Origin of the sequence: Palleronia pelagia (genome assembly GCF_900110115.1) — a bacterium.
GTDB classification, from domain to species: Bacteria; Pseudomonadota; Alphaproteobacteria; order Rhodobacterales; family Rhodobacteraceae; genus Palleronia; species Palleronia pelagia.
Map to the genome: position 1 here is coordinate 89,401 of NZ_FOCM01000009.1, position 14,289 is coordinate 103,689.

General features: G+C 68.3%; 21 protein-coding genes. 2 read left to right on the plus strand and 19 right to left on the minus strand.

The annotated features are described in order from the left end of the window. The gene (locus BMX96_RS16695) at positions 1 to 333 is read left to right on the plus strand and encodes a hypothetical protein (protein WP_139210128.1); all 333 of its coding nucleotides are present in this window, start codon (positions 1 to 3) and stop codon (positions 331 to 333) included. 173 nt (positions 334 to 506) lie between these two features. On the opposite strand, the gene BMX96_RS16700 is transcribed toward BMX96_RS16695, so the two are convergent. The 9 genes from BMX96_RS16700 to BMX96_RS16740 are packed head-to-tail and all read right to left on the minus strand — an operon-like array spanning position 507 to position 5,089. Then, on the minus strand, positions 507 to 1,043 hold the full coding sequence (locus BMX96_RS16700) for a hypothetical protein (RefSeq protein WP_091846509.1): 537 nt from the start codon (positions 1,041 to 1,043) through the stop codon (positions 507 to 509). An 11-nt stretch (positions 1,044 to 1,054) separates the two neighbouring features. After that, positions 1,055 to 1,750 carry a flagellar basal body L-ring protein FlgH gene (gene flgH, locus BMX96_RS16705; RefSeq protein ID WP_236737113.1) on the minus strand — a complete coding sequence of 232 codons (696 nt, stop codon included), beginning with the start codon at positions 1,748 to 1,750 and terminating at the stop codon, positions 1,055 to 1,057. A gap of 35 nt (positions 1,751 to 1,785) precedes the next feature. Then, a complete protein-coding gene (flgA, locus tag BMX96_RS16710; protein ID WP_175481776.1) occupies positions 1,786 to 2,208 on the minus strand; it encodes a flagellar basal body P-ring formation chaperone FlgA in 423 nt (140 codons plus the stop codon). After that, a complete protein-coding gene (flgG, locus tag BMX96_RS16715; protein ID WP_091846512.1) occupies positions 2,208 to 2,993 on the minus strand; it encodes a flagellar basal-body rod protein FlgG in 786 nt (261 codons plus the stop codon). The genes flgA and flgG overlap by 1 nt, the downstream gene beginning before the upstream one ends. A gap of 11 nt (positions 2,994 to 3,004) precedes the next feature. After that, positions 3,005 to 3,724 (minus strand): flagellar hook-basal body complex protein, encoded by a 720-nt coding sequence (locus tag BMX96_RS16720; protein WP_091846513.1) that lies wholly within the window; start codon positions 3,722 to 3,724, stop codon positions 3,005 to 3,007. Positions 3,725 to 3,727: 3 nt separating this feature from the next. Further along, on the minus strand, positions 3,728 to 3,994 hold the full coding sequence (locus tag BMX96_RS16725; RefSeq protein WP_091846514.1) for a flagellar biosynthetic protein FliQ: 267 nt from the start codon (positions 3,992 to 3,994) through the stop codon (positions 3,728 to 3,730). A 3-nt stretch (positions 3,995 to 3,997) separates the two neighbouring features. Beyond that, entirely contained in the window at positions 3,998 to 4,276 is a 279-nt protein-coding gene (gene fliE / locus BMX96_RS16730) for a flagellar hook-basal body complex protein FliE (RefSeq protein ID WP_091846515.1), read from the minus strand. Positions 4,277 to 4,309: 33 nt separating this feature from the next. Next, entirely contained in the window at positions 4,310 to 4,690 is a 381-nt protein-coding gene (gene flgC / locus BMX96_RS16735) for a flagellar basal body rod protein FlgC (protein ID WP_091846516.1), read from the minus strand. An 18-nt stretch (positions 4,691 to 4,708) separates the two neighbouring features. Continuing rightward, on the minus strand, positions 4,709 to 5,089 hold the full coding sequence (locus tag BMX96_RS16740; RefSeq protein ID WP_091846517.1) for a FlgB family protein: 381 nt from the start codon (positions 5,087 to 5,089) through the stop codon (positions 4,709 to 4,711). Positions 5,090 to 5,175: 86 nt separating this feature from the next. On the opposite strand from BMX96_RS16740, the gene BMX96_RS16745 reads away from it, so the two are divergent. Then, positions 5,176 to 6,522 (plus strand): FliI/YscN family ATPase, encoded by a 1,347-nt coding sequence (locus tag BMX96_RS16745; protein WP_091846518.1) that lies wholly within the window; start codon positions 5,176 to 5,178, stop codon positions 6,520 to 6,522. Positions 6,523 to 6,659: 137 nt separating this feature from the next. Here the strand turns inward: BMX96_RS16745 and BMX96_RS16750 are convergent, their stop codons facing one another. From BMX96_RS16750 to BMX96_RS16795, 10 genes are all read right to left on the minus strand, one after another. Further along, the gene (locus tag BMX96_RS16750) at positions 6,660 to 7,469 is read right to left on the minus strand and encodes a DUF1217 domain-containing protein (RefSeq protein WP_175481772.1); all 810 of its coding nucleotides are present in this window, start codon (positions 7,467 to 7,469) and stop codon (positions 6,660 to 6,662) included. Further along, on the minus strand, positions 7,466 to 7,870 hold the full coding sequence (gene flbT, locus BMX96_RS16755; protein WP_091846520.1) for a flagellar biosynthesis repressor FlbT: 405 nt from the start codon (positions 7,868 to 7,870) through the stop codon (positions 7,466 to 7,468). Before flbT ends, BMX96_RS16750 begins: the two co-directional genes overlap by 4 nt. Continuing rightward, a complete protein-coding gene (flaF, locus tag BMX96_RS16760; protein WP_091846521.1) occupies positions 7,867 to 8,232 on the minus strand; it encodes a flagellar biosynthesis regulator FlaF in 366 nt (121 codons plus the stop codon). The genes flbT and flaF overlap by 4 nt, the downstream gene beginning before the upstream one ends. 107 nt (positions 8,233 to 8,339) lie before the next feature. Further along, the gene (locus tag BMX96_RS16765) at positions 8,340 to 9,185 is read right to left on the minus strand and encodes a flagellin N-terminal helical domain-containing protein (RefSeq protein WP_091846522.1); all 846 of its coding nucleotides are present in this window, start codon (positions 9,183 to 9,185) and stop codon (positions 8,340 to 8,342) included. Between the two features lie 201 nt (positions 9,186 to 9,386). Next, positions 9,387 to 10,028: an ATP-binding cassette domain-containing protein gene (locus BMX96_RS16770; RefSeq protein ID WP_091846523.1), complete on the minus strand. Its 642-nt coding sequence runs from the start codon at positions 10,026 to 10,028 to the stop codon at positions 9,387 to 9,389. After that, complete coding sequence (locus BMX96_RS16775; RefSeq protein ID WP_091846553.1) at positions 10,021 to 11,673, minus strand: ABC transporter permease; 1,653 nt, start codon at positions 11,671 to 11,673, stop codon at positions 10,021 to 10,023. The genes BMX96_RS16770 and BMX96_RS16775 overlap by 8 nt, the downstream gene beginning before the upstream one ends. A 49-nt stretch (positions 11,674 to 11,722) precedes the next feature. Continuing rightward, positions 11,723 to 12,916, minus strand: a complete 1,194-nt coding sequence (locus BMX96_RS16780) for an ABC transporter substrate-binding protein (RefSeq protein ID WP_091846524.1) — start codon at positions 12,914 to 12,916, stop codon at positions 11,723 to 11,725. Between the two features lie 23 nt (positions 12,917 to 12,939). Then, positions 12,940 to 13,548: a CDP-alcohol phosphatidyltransferase family protein gene (locus BMX96_RS16785; protein ID WP_091846525.1), complete on the minus strand. Its 609-nt coding sequence runs from the start codon at positions 13,546 to 13,548 to the stop codon at positions 12,940 to 12,942. 117 nt (positions 13,549 to 13,665) lie between these two features. Next, positions 13,666 to 14,004, minus strand: a complete 339-nt coding sequence (locus BMX96_RS16790) for a hypothetical protein (protein WP_091846526.1) — start codon at positions 14,002 to 14,004, stop codon at positions 13,666 to 13,668. Further along, positions 13,997 to 14,287 carry a rod-binding protein gene (locus BMX96_RS16795; RefSeq protein ID WP_073127666.1) on the minus strand — a complete coding sequence of 97 codons (291 nt, stop codon included), beginning with the start codon at positions 14,285 to 14,287 and terminating at the stop codon, positions 13,997 to 13,999. The genes BMX96_RS16790 and BMX96_RS16795 overlap by 8 nt, the downstream gene beginning before the upstream one ends. Positions 14,288 to 14,289: the final 2 nt, after the last annotated feature.

The window sequence follows — 14,289 nt, forward strand, 5'->3', positions numbered from 1 at the left end:
ATGGCCGACCTGGCCGGCATGATCCGGGACAGTGAACTGGCCAAGGTCGCGCGGACGCTGCAGCACATGGCGCGGATCGAGGCTGACATCGCCCGGCTGCGCGACAGCCTGGCCAGGCGGGGCGCCGAGGGCGATCTGGATGCCGCGCGCCAGACGGGGATGGACCTGGTCTGGGCGGGCCAAGTCGATGCGCAGATACGCCGCAAGCTCGGTCAGCTTGCGGCCCTCCGGGCCTCGCATGAGGCGGCTTTGAGCGATGCGCGCCGGGCTTTCGGCCGCGCCGAGGTCCTTTCAAAGCTGTCCGAGGCCGCGCGCCAAGGCAAGAGGCGGTAGGGTGCGCCCGAGCGTGTCGCCGGATGCAGGTCGTCGTGCTTGCCTGTTCCGCCCCCGCGGCTGAGCCACTGTCTTGCGGGCCGGGAGATAGTCATGAGACTAAGCTCCCAGCGGGTTGCGCAGAGATCGCTGGCAGTGCGTCAGGGTACCTGCACCGCAACGCTTGGCCGCTTTCAATAATCCTGTCTGTTGATGTCGAGGATCAGGACATCGTGGATGCCGGCCGGGAAGCTCGCGGCCGCGAAGTCCACGAAGCCGCGGCGCAAGGTTTCCATCGAGCCGTTCGAGGTGAATTGCCCGTCGAATCCGCCGATATTGGCATGATCGAGCATGATCCGCAGGAACCCGTCGCGCAGCTTGGGGATACGCGCGGTCACGATGTCCTTCATCTCGGGCGCGACTTCGATCGTCAGTCGCATGACCACAAGCGCGGTGACCTTGTCGTCCTCGACCACGGGGATCACGAACTGTTCGGGGAACTTCACGAACTCCGACAGCGCCGCCGCCTCGGCCGGGGCCAGCTCGGGTCCTGCGCCGAGGTCGTCCGAGGCTGCGTTCGGGTCGATGCCACAGGGATCGCCCGTGTCGGCCATCGCGCCATCTTCGGGCAGGTTGGCCGGGTCAGGGTCAGGCCGCAAGGCAATGCCCGCCCCCACGCCGGCACCGGCACCGGCCAGGATCAGGACCAGCGGAAGGAGTTTCTTGATCATCGGGGCACCGGTCAGAAGGGAAGGATGATGTCTGCGATCTGCTGGCCATAGCGCGGCTGTTGCACATCGGTGATCTGGCCGCGGCCGCCATAGGAAATACGGGCTGCGGCGATCTTGTCGTAGGTAATCTCGTTCTGGCGGGCGATGTCCTCGGGGCGGACGAAGCCGGAAACGATCAGTTCGCGGATCTCGAAATTGACGCGCACCTCCTGACGACCCTCGATGGCGAGCGTGCCATTCGAAAGGACATCAGTGACGGTGGCCGCGACGCGCAGCGTCAGGCGTTCGTTGCGGCGCACCGATCCGTCGCCGCCCGAGGACGACCCCGAGCTGGCCGAAACGGCATCGGCCATGGTTGCGCCCTCGGGCAGGTTCTCGTCGATACGCTGGGGCAGGCCCAGAAAGGACGGGATCCCCATGGATTCGTTGGCCGAGCGCGAGCGGGCGGTCGAATTCGAGATCTCGGCCCGATCGTCGATCTCGATCACGACCGTCAGGATGTCGCCACGCGTCTCGGCACGACGGTTGCCGAGAAGCGACCCGCGATCCCCGCTCCAGAGCGAGGCTTGATCCACGGGGCGGTTCGGCTCGAGCCGGACGGGCAGACCGGGACTGCGCATGGCCGCGAGTTCGGGACTCTCGGACACGGGCGTGAGATCGGGCGCCTGGCCGAGATGGCCGAGCCGACCGCAGCCCGCGAGCCCCATGGCAAGAGTGCAGATGGCAAGAAGGGTGAGACGTGTCACTGGAAGGCCCCCGTAACCAGGAGTTGACCATCGGACTGCACCACCGCCGAGACGATGCTGCGCGAAGAGAGGTTCATGACGCGGAGCCGGTCGCCAACGCCGGCGCGGTCCAAGGCGCGGGCCTCTGCCATGATGGTGATCGCGCCGTTCGAGTAGGTCAGGTTCACGATCTGGTTCCGCTCGACGATTGCGGGCGCGCCGAGGTCATTTGCCCGGATCGGACGCCCGGCATAGAGCGTGACGCGCGCCTCCTGGCCGATGGCCTGGTCCGGATCGGTCAACGCGCCGGGCCGGTCGCCCGGGACCAGGGCCAGGTCGGACGGTGCGAGAACCGTCTGCGCGCGGATCGTGTGGGCGGCGACCAGCGTGTCGGCGGCGGTTGGCGAAGCTAGGGCCAGCGAGAGAGCGATGGCGCGGATCATCGGATCTGCGTCGTTGCGCCGAGCATCTGGTCGGCGGCGGTGATGACCTTGGCGTTCAATTCGTATCCACGCTGCGCCTCGATCAGCTGGGTGATCTGGCGGACGGCATCGACCGAACTGTCTTCGAGATAACCCTGTCGAAGGGTCCCGAGGCCATCGGTGCCAGGATTCGATACCAGGGCCGGACCCGATGCGGGGCTTTCCACGAAGAGGTTCGATCCGATGGCTTCCAGCCCTTTCACGTTGCTGAAGCCCGAGAGGGTCAGCTGGCCCAGAAGCTGCGGTTCGACCTGGTCGCGGAAATCGGCATAGACCTCGCCCGCGGAATTGATGGAGATCGACACCGCGTCAGCAGGGATGGTGATATCGGGCGCGACCGCGTGTCCGTCGGACGTGACGATCAGCCCGTCGGCACTGCGTTTGAGCGCGCCATCGCGGGTATAGGCGGACTGGCCGGACGGCAGCGTGACTTCCAGAAATCCGGCGCCCTCGATGGCCACGTCCAAATCGCCGCCGGTCTGGATCAATGCACCCTGCGCGACGGTCACCGACACGGCGGCGGGACGTACGCCCAGCCCCAGCTGCACGCCAGTGGGCAGCTGCGTGCCTGTGGTGGCGTTGATCGTGCCCGGCCGCGCCATCTGCTGGTAGTGCAGGTCGGCGAACTCGGCGCGGCGGGCGTTGTAGCCTGTGGTGCTCATGTTGGACAGGTTTTGCGAGATCACCTCGACCCGCATCTGCTGAGCCGACATGCCCGTGGCTGCAATGGAAAGAGCGCGCATGGAAAATCTCCTTACGGACGGCCGAGGGTGGACAGGACATTGCGAATGCGCCCGTGTTCTTCCTCGAGGAAGGACTGGCCCAGTTCATAGGCGCGCTGCACCTCGATCATGCGGGCCATCTGCGAGATCGGGTCGACGTTCGAGCCTTCGAGAAAGCCTTGCAGGATCACGCCGTTCTCGACCGGTTCGGGCGGGTTCCGGAGGGTGAATAAGACGCCCTCGCGGCGGACAAGGTCGGTGTCGTCGGCCGGGCGCCACAGACCGATCTGCGACAGCGGGCGACCATCGGCGCTGAGCGTGCCGTCGGCGGCGACCGACAGCGATTGCGCGTCGGGCGGGATGAAGATGGGCGCGCCGCCCGCATCGAGCACGCGCAGCCCGTCGGAGGTTACAAGCTCACCGGTGTCAGATGGGGTGAAGCTGCCTGCGCGGGTCAGCGCGTCGCCCTCGGGCGTCTCGATCAGGAAGAACCCGTCACCCTGGATCGCGAAATCGAAGGTGCCGCCGGTCTGTTCCACGCCGCCCTGCATCGACGATGCGAAGCGCGCGTTCCCTGCGGCCATGGACAGCGACGGCGCGGTGCCGTCCAGGGCGCTGATGTATTCCGAGAAGACCATGTTCTCGGACCGGAACCCGCCGGTCGAGGCGTTGGCGATATTGTTGGCGATGATCTGCATCTCGCGCATGAGCGAAGAATGCCGCGTCAGCGTCGTGTAACCCGCGTTCTCCATGGTTCAGCTCCCGACGATGAGCGGCACCACGGTGCCGTCGAAATAGGAAACGAGCGACTGGGTCATGAAGCCCATGGTCGCCCAGAAGACACCCACGATGGCCAGCAGCTTGGGCACGAAGGTGAGGGTCATTTCCTGCACCGAGGTCAGGGCCTGGAAGAGCCCGACCGTCAGACCCGCGGCCAGCGCCACGGCGAGGATCGGGGTCGAGATTTCGACGGCGACCCACATGCCCTGGCGCAAGGTGTCGTAAAAGATCAGGTCGGTCATGGGTCAGACCGGCATCCGCAGGATTTCCTGGTAGGCCTCGACGACCTTGTCGCGCACGGCCACGGCCGTCTCGACGGCGAAGCGGGTCTCGGCCATTTTCTGGACCAGCGTGTGGGTGTCGGTCCCGCCCGTCAGGGCCGAGGTTCCCGCCGCCTCGGCCTGACCAAGCGTGGCGGCGAAGTCGCCGGCCAGCCGTCCCGCGGCGGCAACGCTGGGATCGGGTGCAGTGGCGGGCCGGGTCGCGGCATAGCCGCGGGCGGCAAAGGCGGCATTCATGTCCATTCTGGACCTCCTGGATCGGGGTGGTTGGAAGGGTTAGCGGCGCAGAAGCTCCAGCAGGCCGTCGGTCATCTTGCGGGCCTGGTCGAACATCCGGAGATTGGCCTCGTATGAGCGCTGTGCCTCGCGCGCGTCGGCGATCTCGATCACCAGGTCGACGCTGGATCCGTCGTAGTGCCCGGTTTCATCGGCCATGGGATGGTCGGGATCGTAGACGCGCGGCAGCTCGGCCTGGCTGAGTGACAGGCGCCCGGCCTCGACCCCGCCGCCATCCACCATCTCGCGGAAGGGAATGGTCTTGCGGCGGTAGCCGGGCGTGTCGGCATTGGCGATATTTTCAGACGTGTGGCGCAGACGTTCGGCCTGGGCCTGCATGCCGCTGGAAGCGACGGAAAGGGTGCGCAGGATATCGGTCATGGCGATCGGGTCCCCTCTTTAGCGGCGGCCCAGCGTGGCGCCGAGGATCTGGCGCGCGCTGGAATAGATCGACAGGGCGGTGTCGTGTTCAGCCTTGGCGGCGGTGGCGTGCATCATCTCGGTCTCGAGCGAGACGGTGTTCCCGTTAGGCGATGCCGCCGACGCACGCGGCGTTGCACGGGTTGCGCCGATCCCGCCATCGGTCGGCGGAAGGTGGCCGGGACGGGTGCGCCGAAGCGGGGTCACAGGCTCGCGCAGCGTGTCGGCGAAGCTGCCGATGCCCTGGGCGCGGTAGCCCGGCGTGTCGGCATTTGCGACGTTGCGCGCGATCTGAGCCTGGCGCGCCGCGGCGTGGCGGGCCGCATCGTGCACCATCTTCATCAGGCCGTTTCCGTCCATGCCCGAACCCTTTCTGTCTCGGATGAAACGAAGGTTTAACGGCGATTCGTTTAGAAACCGTTTCGCCACACCGAAGGGAGCGAACGATGGACCAGGCAGGATTCGAGAACGTCGCGGCGGCGTTGGACGAGGTTCGGATCAGCCGCGCCGTGGGGCGGGTGACCGGCCTGGGCGGCGGGCTGATCCAGGTGGGCGGCCTGTCGCGCGTGGCGCGATTGGGCGACCGGGTGACCTGCCGGATGGCAGGCGGTGCGTCCCTCGCGGGCGAGGTCGTCGGGCTGGAGCGTGATGCCGTGTCGGTTTTGCCCGACGGGGGCGCCGCCGGTTGTGCCATCGGGGACGCGGCGCTTCATGGCGGGGCGGCGAAGCTGGCGCCCGGCGACCACTGGATGGGCCGCGTGATCGACCCGCTGGGGCGTCCTTTGGACGGGCGCCCGCTGCTGCCGGGTCGCGCCCCTCGGCTGGTCGAGGGTCCCGCGCCGTCGCCGACGCAGCGCAGGGGGCTGGGCGCACGGTTGTCCACCGGGTTCTGCGCGTTCAACACGCTGCTGCCCATCGTGCGCGGGCAGCGCATGGGCGTGTTCGCGGGCGCCGGTGTCGGCAAATCCACCCTTCTGGCCGGACTGGCGCGCAAGGTCGATGCCGATGTCGTGGTGATCGCCATGGTGGGCGAACGGGGGCGTGAGCTGCGCGACTTCGTGGCAAACGTCCTGGGACCCGAGGGGCTGTCGCGCGCGGTGATCGTCGCGGCCACGTCCGACACGGCGGCGGCGCTGCGGCGGCGCTGCGCGCCCGCCGCCATGGCGGTGGCCGAGCATTTCCGCGACGCGGGCAAGCAGGTGCTGCTGCTGTGCGATTCGGTCACCCGGTTCGCCGAGGCGCACCGCGAGATCGCGCTGGCGCAGGGCGAGCCGGCATCGCTGTCTGGCTTTCCGCCGTCGATGGTGGCCCGGATCACCGGGCTGTGCGAGCGGGCCGGGCCGGGCATCGACGGGACGGGCGACATCACCGCGATCTTCACCGTCCTCGTGGCGGGGTCGGACATGGACGGGCCGGTCGCCGATACGTTGCGCGGCGTGCTGGACGGGCACGTGGTGCTGGACCGGTCGATCGCCGAGCGCGGACGGTTCCCGGCGGTGGACCTGTTGCGGTCCGTGTCGCGGGCCCTGCCCGGGGCGGCGAGCGAGCAGGAAAACACGCTGATCACCGAGGCGCGGCGCCTGATCGGGGCCTACGAGAGGTCCGAGATGATGATCCAGGCGGGGCTCTATTCCACGGGCAGCGACCGCACCGTAGACGCCGCGATCCAGGCCTGGCCGCGGCTGGATGCATTCCTGGGCAAGTCCGAGCCGCGCGATATCCGTGACAGTTTCAAGGGATTGGCGCGGTGCCTGTCGGGGCGGAATGAGCCGGGAGACCAGACACCTGCGTAGTGCGGGAGGACGGTCCGATCCCCGAGGTGCGGCGGCGCTTTGCACGCGCCCGTAGCGAGATTCCCGATGAACGGTGGCAGCTCAGCACATTCGGTCGATCTGTCGCGCCGGATGGGCGACCAGCGGGTGACGCCGTCTCAGAAGCCCTGCGAGCCGTTCGTCAGAAGGGTCAGCGCCGTACTGGCCGGCGTTGCAGGCCCTGACAGGCCATTGGCCACCTGGGCGCGGACGAGGAACAGGCGGCGCAGCTCTTCCTGCCGCTCGGGATCGGCGAAATCCGCGATCTCGGAGACGCCGAATGCGGATTGCGCCTTGGCGCGGAAGCCCTCCAGCTGACGGTCGAGGTCAAGCGCGCCGAAGCTTTGCGGCAGGCCCAGTGCCGTTTCGAAGACCTGCCGCAACGGCTTGTTGGCCATCACGTTGAACCAGGTCGCGTCCGGGCTGGCACCCTTGTCGATGATCTGGCCCAGTTCACGCTCCAGCCCCATGGCCAGTCGCATGGTCTGGTCCTGCTCGCCGACCGCGATCTCGAACTGGCGGGTGGTGTAGGCCTCGACGATGCGGTCGGCGAACCCGGGGAGCCCGACCCGTGGCCCGAGCACATCGCCGAAGCCGAACGCCTTGGCCATCGTCTCGTAGCGCTTGTCGGCGAGGCGGGAGGTGAGCGCCTCGGGGTCGGCAGTGTTGGAAGACAGTACCTTCTGGATCAGAAACTTGTTGTTGATGTCCTCGTCCAGGCCAAAGGCACCCAGCGTCACCTGTAGCAGCTGGTAGTCTTTCACCAACGCTTCGGCGCTGGTGATGCCGGCGATGCGGTCGCGGAACGCGTCGACATTGCGCTGAACCGACGCGCTTTGCTGGAAGGTCTCGAGCTGTCGCTCGCGGGTCCGTTCGAGAAACGCGTAGCCGGCCGCGCCAGAGAACGGGACGAGGGGCTGAAAGGTCACGGCCGCGGCCTCTTGAGCAGCGCGTCCTCGCGCGGGATGAGCCTCCTGAGCGATTTCAGAAGACCGTAGGCCTGGCCCTTGAGCAGCGCCGTCTTGGCCTCGGCCAGGGTCGCCTGGCTGTCGCGATCGGTCATGGCGCGGCTGAGTTGATCCAGCCCGCGCGAGATGTCGTCCCGCAGGTCGTCGAGCCCCGCATCACCCGACAGGAGCAGCTGCGCCATGTAGGCGAGGCGGCGTACCGGCGTCTTGGTTTCGGTCGGATGGATCGCGTCGCGCAGGCGCAGGATGTTGGCGCCGGGCGTCACGATGTTGAGCCGCGATCGCCGGTTACCATTCTCGATGACGGCGCCATTGATCAGGACGCGCTCGTTCGGCCCCAGCTTCAGAACCAGCCCGGTCATGTGGCCCGCGCCCGGTCGCCCCGGAGCCCCCGCATGATCGACGTATTGATGTCGACCAGCACGTCCACGTCGCCGCCCCCCGTCAGCACCTTGGAGGAATGCTGCGCGGTGAACTCCGCGAGGTAGAAGATCTGCGCCCGCAATTCCGTGGGAAGCTGGTTCCCGATGCCCGCCACGTCCGAGGCGAGGATCGACCAGAGTTCGCGGTTGCGGTGGATGGCACGCGCCTTGTCGTGGATGGTTTCCGCGCTTCGGAGAGCCGATGTGACGCGGGCGAAGGTGTCGTATTCCTGTCCGGTTGCCGTGCGGGTCGGTCCGGACCGCGCGGCATAGGCATTCTGGGCGAGCAACGAAGTATTCACGTCTTGTCCTTCTCGAGACGGGCATGGTCGAGGCCATGGGAAAATTCAGACGGAAATCCGGGGCGCGAGGGCGGACGAGGTCCGCGATCCCGCGCCCCGGGGTCAGCTTACCGGAACAGCGACAGGAGCTGCTGCGGCGCCTGGTTGGCGATGGACAGCGACTGGGTGCCCAGCTGCTGTTGCACCTGCAGCGCCTGCAGGCGGGCCGAGGATTCCTCCATGTCGGCATCCACCAGCGAGCCGATGCCCGACTTCAGCGCGTCCGTCAGCTTGCCGACGAATTCGCTTTGGTTCGAGATACGGTCCGCCGATGCACCCAGCGCAGCCGCGCCGTCGATGGCGGTCTGCAGGAAGGTCTCGATCTCCCCCAGGGCCGTGGCGGCCGTGGCGCTGTCGGTGATCGCGGTCAGGTTGGTGGCCAGATCGAGGTTCGCCTCGAAATCGACCGTCGCCACCGAGAAGGTGGTGGTGGTCGGTGCGCCCGAGCCCACGCGGTCAAGCGAGGCAAGGACCGTCAGGCCGGTGGCGCCGGCGCCGTCCACGTCGGTGGCCAGCAGGTTGGCGCCGTTGAACTGGGCGCCGCCGATGATCGACGACACAAGCGCCGAACGTTCGTCGATATCCGCCTGGATCTTGGCGAAATCGACGTTCTCGGAGGTGCCGGAGACGATCACCTCTTTCATATCCTTCAGGATATCGGTGATCTGCTCGGCCGAGGCCGAAGCCACGGCGACGGTGGATTCGCTCAGCGACAGCGACTTCGAGATCGCCTTGAAGCCGCTGACATCGGATTCCATCGTCTTGGAAATGGCCCAGATCGCCGAGTTGTCCTTGGCGGTTGCCACGGCCTTGCCGGTCGAGATCTGGGACTGCACTTCGCCCAGGTTCTTGTTGATGCCCTTCAGGGTTTGCAGCGCGACCATGGCGCTGTTGTTGGTCAGAATGCTGGACATTCGCTTTCCTCGGATTTGGGGACGCTTTTGCGCCCCAATGTCGTGTTGGCCCGCGCGTCGCGCGCGGGGCCGGGTGAAACGCCATTCTGACGGGGGCGGCCCGCGTTCCGGCCCGCCTGTCCTGCTGGACATGGCGACAAGATCGGCCGGAAGGGCTAAGGAAACGCTAATCCCGCAGGGGGCTTTGCGCCGGATTTGAGATTAACGCGCGGGATCGCCCAGCCGGATCACCGGCCCGGCGGCGGCCGCCGCGTCGTCGGCGTCGTGGGTGACCATGACCACGGGCAGAGACCGCGCGCGGGCGGTGTCGAACACCATGGCGCGGGTGCTTTCGCGCCGCGCGGCGTCGAGCCGCGAGAACGCCTCGTCCAGCAGCAATGCGTAGGGATCGGCCAGCAGCATCCGCATCAGGGACACCCGCGCGCGCTGCCCGCCCGACAGCGTGGCCGGGTCGCGGTCCTCGAACCCCGCCAGACCGACCTCGTCCAGCGCGGCGGCGATGCGCTCGCGCCGCGCGGCCCGGTCGCCGCCGGCCAGCCCGAAGGCCAGGTTGCCGCCGACGCTGAGATGCGGGAACAGCAGATCGTCCTGGAAGAGAATGCCCATGCCGCGCCGCGCGGTGGGCAGATCGGTCACGTCACGGCCATTCAGGATGACCCGGCCCCGCGCGGTGAACGCGGGATCGAGCGTGCCGATGAGGTAGGACAGCAGCGTCGACTTGCCCACGCCGGACGGCCCCATGACGGTCAGGACCGTGCCGGGCGGCACATTTCGGTCCAGCGCGATCAGGGGATGGTCGCCCTTGCGGATCTCGACGGCCTGGATGGTCAGTCCCTCAGCCATGGAGCCCCCTGCGGTTGCGCCACAGAGCCAGGGGCAGCAGCGTGGCCAGCGCGAATGGCAGCAGTGCGGCACCCGTCTGCGCCAGCGCGTACACGCCGATGGCGCGCCGGTCGCCGCCCGAGGCGAGCGCCACCGCCTCGGTCGTCAGGGTGGCGACCCGGCCGCCGCCGATCAGCAGCGTCGGCAGGTATTGTCCGACGCTGACCGCCGCGCCGACCGCCGCGGCGACGAGGATGGGACGCAGGAGCATTGGCAGCCTGACCCGAAGGAACACGCGGCCGGGCGATGCGCCCAGCGCGGCGCCGACCGTTGCCTGCCGCGTGTCCCAGGCCCGCCACGGATCGCCCAGCGACAGGAACACGTAGGGCAGGACGAAGACCAAGTGCGCGGCAATCACCGGCAACGCCCCGCGATCCGCACCCAGCCGCAGAAGCAAGGTCTGGAGGCCCGGCAGGAACGCCGTCTGCGGCACGATCAGCGGCAGGTAGAGCAGCCAGATCCCCGCGCGACCGATGGGACGGCCACGGCGGAACTCGGCCTCGAGACAGCCAACAGTCAGTGCGACGGCAAGCGCGACCGCCACCAGCGCAACCAGCGCCGTGTCGCCCACCGCCGCGCCCAGCCCGTCGGCGTGACGCATCCAGCTGCGCGCGGTCAATGCCTCGGGTAAAGCGTCGGGAAACCGCCAGCCTGCCGCGACGGACCACAGCGCCATCGCCGCGATCCCGCCGAGAACCGCCAGCGCCGACAGCCCGCCCAGCCCCAGCCCGAGCGGGCGCAGCGGGTCGAGCATCGCGCCGCGCCCGCCGCCCGTGGCCCAGGCGATGCCCCAGCGGCGCAGCGCGATCTCGCCCCCGCGCCACGCGGCGAGGGCCACCAGCACCAGGGCGAGCTGTAGCAGGGCCGCGGCCGAGGCCACCAGCCGCATGGACAGGTCCGGGTCCGACATCCAGCGCACGATCTGAACCGACAGGGTGGCGGGGGTCGAGGGGCCGAGGATCAGCGCCATGTCGACCACCGACATGGAGTAGGCCAGCACCACGAAGACGGGCAGGCGGATCTGGGCATAGACCGCCGGGAACACGACCTTGAGCCACGCGGCGATTCGGCCGTATCCCATGGCCTGTGCCGAGATCAGCATGGCGCGCGCGCGCACCTGCCCCAGCGCGGCCAGCGTCATCAGCAGCAGGAACGGCACCTCTTTCGCGACCAGCCCGGCGGTCAGCGACAGGCCCCACGGGTCGCCCGGGATCAGCCAGTCGGGCGGCCGGTCCCAGCCGGTGATGCCCGGTGAGGCCAGTCTGGCCAGCCAGCCCGACGGCGCGATGAGGAAAGCGAGCCCCAACGCCGCGGCGGCGTGGGGCACGGAGAGGAGCGGAGACAAGGCGCGCTCGATCCAGTTGTAGGGCCGCGTGCCCCACCAGCCGGCGACGATCAGCGTGACGATGGCCAACGATATCAGCGTGGCCAGAAGTCCCGTGACCAGCGACAGCCGGATCGAGTCGCCCAATCCCGGCCACGCCCCCAGCGGGCTCCAAGCCTCGAGCGACGGTCCGATGAAACCGGCGGCGGGCAGGTGCCCCATGGCGGGCAGCAGCGCGCCCCACAGCCCGGCCGCCACCGGGCCCAGCATCGCCAACAGCATCAGCGTGGGTAGAAGGGCGAGCGGACGGGACAAGACCGGCCCCGGGGGCTCAGTTCACGCCGTAGCGGTCGATCCAGGCGTCCTGGATGGCGGTGGACCAGCTGGAATGGGGCTCGGGCAGGACCGGGCCCAGCTCGGCCGGCGACAGGGTGGCGATGCCCAGGTCGAGATCCGCGAAGGCCTGCCGCATCTCGGGCGACAGCGCCGCCATGTCCAGCACGGTGCCGTAGCCCAGGATATCGGGCGTCTGTGCGCGGAGTTGCGCCTCGGGCGACAGAAGAAGGTTCGCCACGACCATGGCGCCTTCCTTGGCGCCCGAGTTGAAGGGGATCGCCACGAAGCTCGCGTTGCCGATGGTCCCGCCCTCGGGGACGAAGGTGCGGATGGTATCGGGCAGCTGGAAGTTGGCGATGGCGGCCGAAGCCTCGGACGGCGACAGCGACGGGGCGATGTCGATCTCCTCGTCGGTGAGCAGCTGGAACTGCGCCGGGCCCGAGGTCGGGTAGGCGTCGCCGCCGCGCCAGAGGTTCGGCTGCAGCGCGTCGAGATAGTCCCACAGCGGCGCGGTGACGGCGTCGAAATCGGCCTCGTCCACCGGCGATCGCAATGCGTCGCTGTCCACCTGGCTGACCAGCACCTGTTTCAGGAAGGTCACGCCGAGGAAATCGGGCGGCTGGGGATAGGTGAAGCGGCCCGGGTTGGCCGCGGCCCAGTCCAGAAGCCCGTCCATGTCCGCGGGCGGCTCGGCATCGGCGCTGTCGTACATGAAGACGAACTGCGCCTTGGCCCAGGGGCTTTCCATGCCGTCCACCGGGGTGCCGAAATCGGTGGTGATCGCCTCGTCCTCGGCGACGAGGTCATAGTTCGGCAGCTGGGTGGCGAAGGGGCCGAACAGCAGGTCGGCGTCCTTCATCGCGGCGAAGTTGGCCCCGTTGATCCAGATCATGTCGACCGCGCTGTCGTCGGTCTGGCCCGCCTCGCGCTCGGACAGGACACGGGTGACGGCGTCGGCGGTGTCGGTCAGTTTCACGTGTTCCAGCGTGACGCCGTGGCGCTCGGCCACCTGCTCGCCCAGCCAGGCGATGAAGTCGTTGGTCTGGGTCGATCCGCCCCAGGCATGCCAGTAGACCGTCTGCCCCTCGGCGGCCGCGAGCACGCTGTCCCAGTCGGACGGATCGGGCGCGGTCTGACCCGAGGCAAGCCCCGGAGTGAGGGAGGCGAGGGCGGCAAGAAGCAGACGCATGGGCATACCTTTCAGGGGTCGTGTCAGGAATGGAACAGGTGATGGGCGGTGCGCAGGCGCAGGACCGCCGTGGCCAGACATAGCGCGCCGAAGATCCAGGCCAGCGGCGCGAAATACATTGGAAGCAGGCAGATCAGGACGAAGAAGCCGATGGTTTCGAACCCTTCGAGCAGCCCGTTCGAGTAGAAAAGCGATTTCTCGCCCTGCGCGTCGGTCTCGATCCCGTGCTTTTCGGCCAGGATGGCGAAGCCCAGGAAGCTCGTGCCGTTCACGTAGAAACTGGCCAGCAGGAAGGCCGCGGCGATGGCGTTCGTGGCCGGGTCCGCCACGGCGAAGGCGAGCGGGATCGCCCCATAGAAGGCGAAATCGGCGACGATATCCAGGTATCCGCCGAAGTCGGTCTTGCGGCTTGCCCGCGCGACGGCCCCGTCCAGCCCGTCGGCAAGGCGCGAGGCCAGCAGCGGCAGCAGGGCGATGAGGTAGGCTTCGACGGCGATGCAGACAGCAGCAAGCAGGCCCAGGCCCAGGCCCGCCAAAGTCACGGCGTTCGCACCGATGCCCGCCTGCGCCACGCGCGCGCCCAACCGGTTCAGCGGAGGGTCGATGATCGGTCTGATACGGGCGTCGAACACGGTGCCGGCTCCTCCTTGTGGCGAAGGTATGCCGAGCGGCACCGCACGTGGCAATCACTGTGCCGCAAAAGTGAGCAGGGCGCCCCAATCGTTTCAAAGGGCGCCGTTATAGGCGATTCAGGCCCGTTTCTGCAGCCGGTTTTCCGGGGGGCGAATGACCTCGCGCGTGCCGTTGGCCGCATAGGCATGGATATCGCGCCCGCGCCGGATCGCGTCGAGCCGATCGCGCGCGGCCTCGATCCCGCGCCCGGCCGCGTCCACCAGTGCCTGGTTGCGGTCTGCCTTCCGGCGCAGCGTTTCGACTTCGTCGGCGGTGGGCTGGCGCGCCTGCAACGCGGCGATCAGCCGTTCCTTGGCATCGGCCAGATCCGCGGCCCCGCGCACGTCGCCTCGCCGCAGGAAGTCGCGTTCCCGGTCCAGCAGGGCAACCATGCGACGGTAGGGGCCGTCAAACATTGCGGGCCTCTCGTTTCATGAGCGCATCGAAGATCTGTTCCGTCAGCCCGATACCGCCTGCCTCGACCAATTGCCGTGCCCGCTCGTCTCGCATCAGGGACGCGAACTGGTCCTCGCCCGCGCCCCCGCCGAACGGTCCGGCCTGCGGTGCGAGACCAGCATCCTTCAGCATCAGCGACAGGAACGTCGCCTCAAGCGCCATGGCGGTTTCGCGCAGCTCTGCCCGGCGCGCGGACTCCACCGCTGGCGGGCTCGAAGGCGGGGAAACTGGAATCGGTGTCATCG

Bases quoted from the DNA above. Each gene is read 5' to 3' on its own strand.
- BMX96_RS16695 (WP_139210128.1), top strand. From the start codon at position 1: ATGGCCGACCTGGCCGGCATGATCCGGGACAGTGAACTGGCCAAGGTC.
- BMX96_RS16700 (WP_091846509.1), bottom strand. From the start codon at position 1,043: ATGATCAAGAAACTCCTTCCGCTGGTCCTGATCCTGGCCGGTGCCGGT.
- flgH (WP_236737113.1), bottom strand. From the start codon at position 1,750: ATGGGGCTCGCGGGCTGCGGTCGGCTCGGCCATCTCGGCCAGGCGCCC.
- flgG (WP_091846512.1), bottom strand. From the start codon at position 2,993: ATGCGCGCTCTTTCCATTGCAGCCACGGGCATGTCGGCTCAGCAGATG.
- BMX96_RS16720 (WP_091846513.1), bottom strand. From the start codon at position 3,724: ATGGAGAACGCGGGTTACACGACGCTGACGCGGCATTCTTCGCTCATG.
- BMX96_RS16725 (WP_091846514.1), bottom strand. From the start codon at position 3,994: ATGACCGACCTGATCTTTTACGACACCTTGCGCCAGGGCATGTGGGTC.
- fliE (WP_091846515.1), bottom strand. From the start codon at position 4,276: ATGGACATGAATGCCGCCTTTGCCGCCCGCGGCTATGCCGCGACCCGG.
- flgC (WP_091846516.1), bottom strand. From the start codon at position 4,690: ATGACCGATATCCTGCGCACCCTTTCCGTCGCTTCCAGCGGCATGCAG.
- BMX96_RS16740 (WP_091846517.1), bottom strand. From the start codon at position 5,089: ATGGACGGAAACGGCCTGATGAAGATGGTGCACGATGCGGCCCGCCAC.
- BMX96_RS16745 (WP_091846518.1), top strand. From the start codon at position 5,176: ATGGACCAGGCAGGATTCGAGAACGTCGCGGCGGCGTTGGACGAGGTT.
- flbT (WP_091846520.1), bottom strand. From the start codon at position 7,870: ATGACCGGGCTGGTTCTGAAGCTGGGGCCGAACGAGCGCGTCCTGATC.
- BMX96_RS16765 (WP_091846522.1), bottom strand. From the start codon at position 9,185: ATGTCCAGCATTCTGACCAACAACAGCGCCATGGTCGCGCTGCAAACC.
- BMX96_RS16770 (WP_091846523.1), bottom strand. From the start codon at position 10,028: ATGGCTGAGGGACTGACCATCCAGGCCGTCGAGATCCGCAAGGGCGAC.
- BMX96_RS16775 (WP_091846553.1), bottom strand. From the start codon at position 11,673: ATGCTGTTGGCGATGCTGGGCCCGGTGGCGGCCGGGCTGTGGGGCGCG.
- BMX96_RS16780 (WP_091846524.1), bottom strand. From the start codon at position 12,916: ATGCGTCTGCTTCTTGCCGCCCTCGCCTCCCTCACTCCGGGGCTTGCC.
- BMX96_RS16790 (WP_091846526.1), bottom strand. From the start codon at position 14,004: ATGTTTGACGGCCCCTACCGTCGCATGGTTGCCCTGCTGGACCGGGAA.
- BMX96_RS16795 (WP_073127666.1), bottom strand. From the start codon at position 14,287: ATGACACCGATTCCAGTTTCCCCGCCTTCGAGCCCGCCAGCGGTGGAG.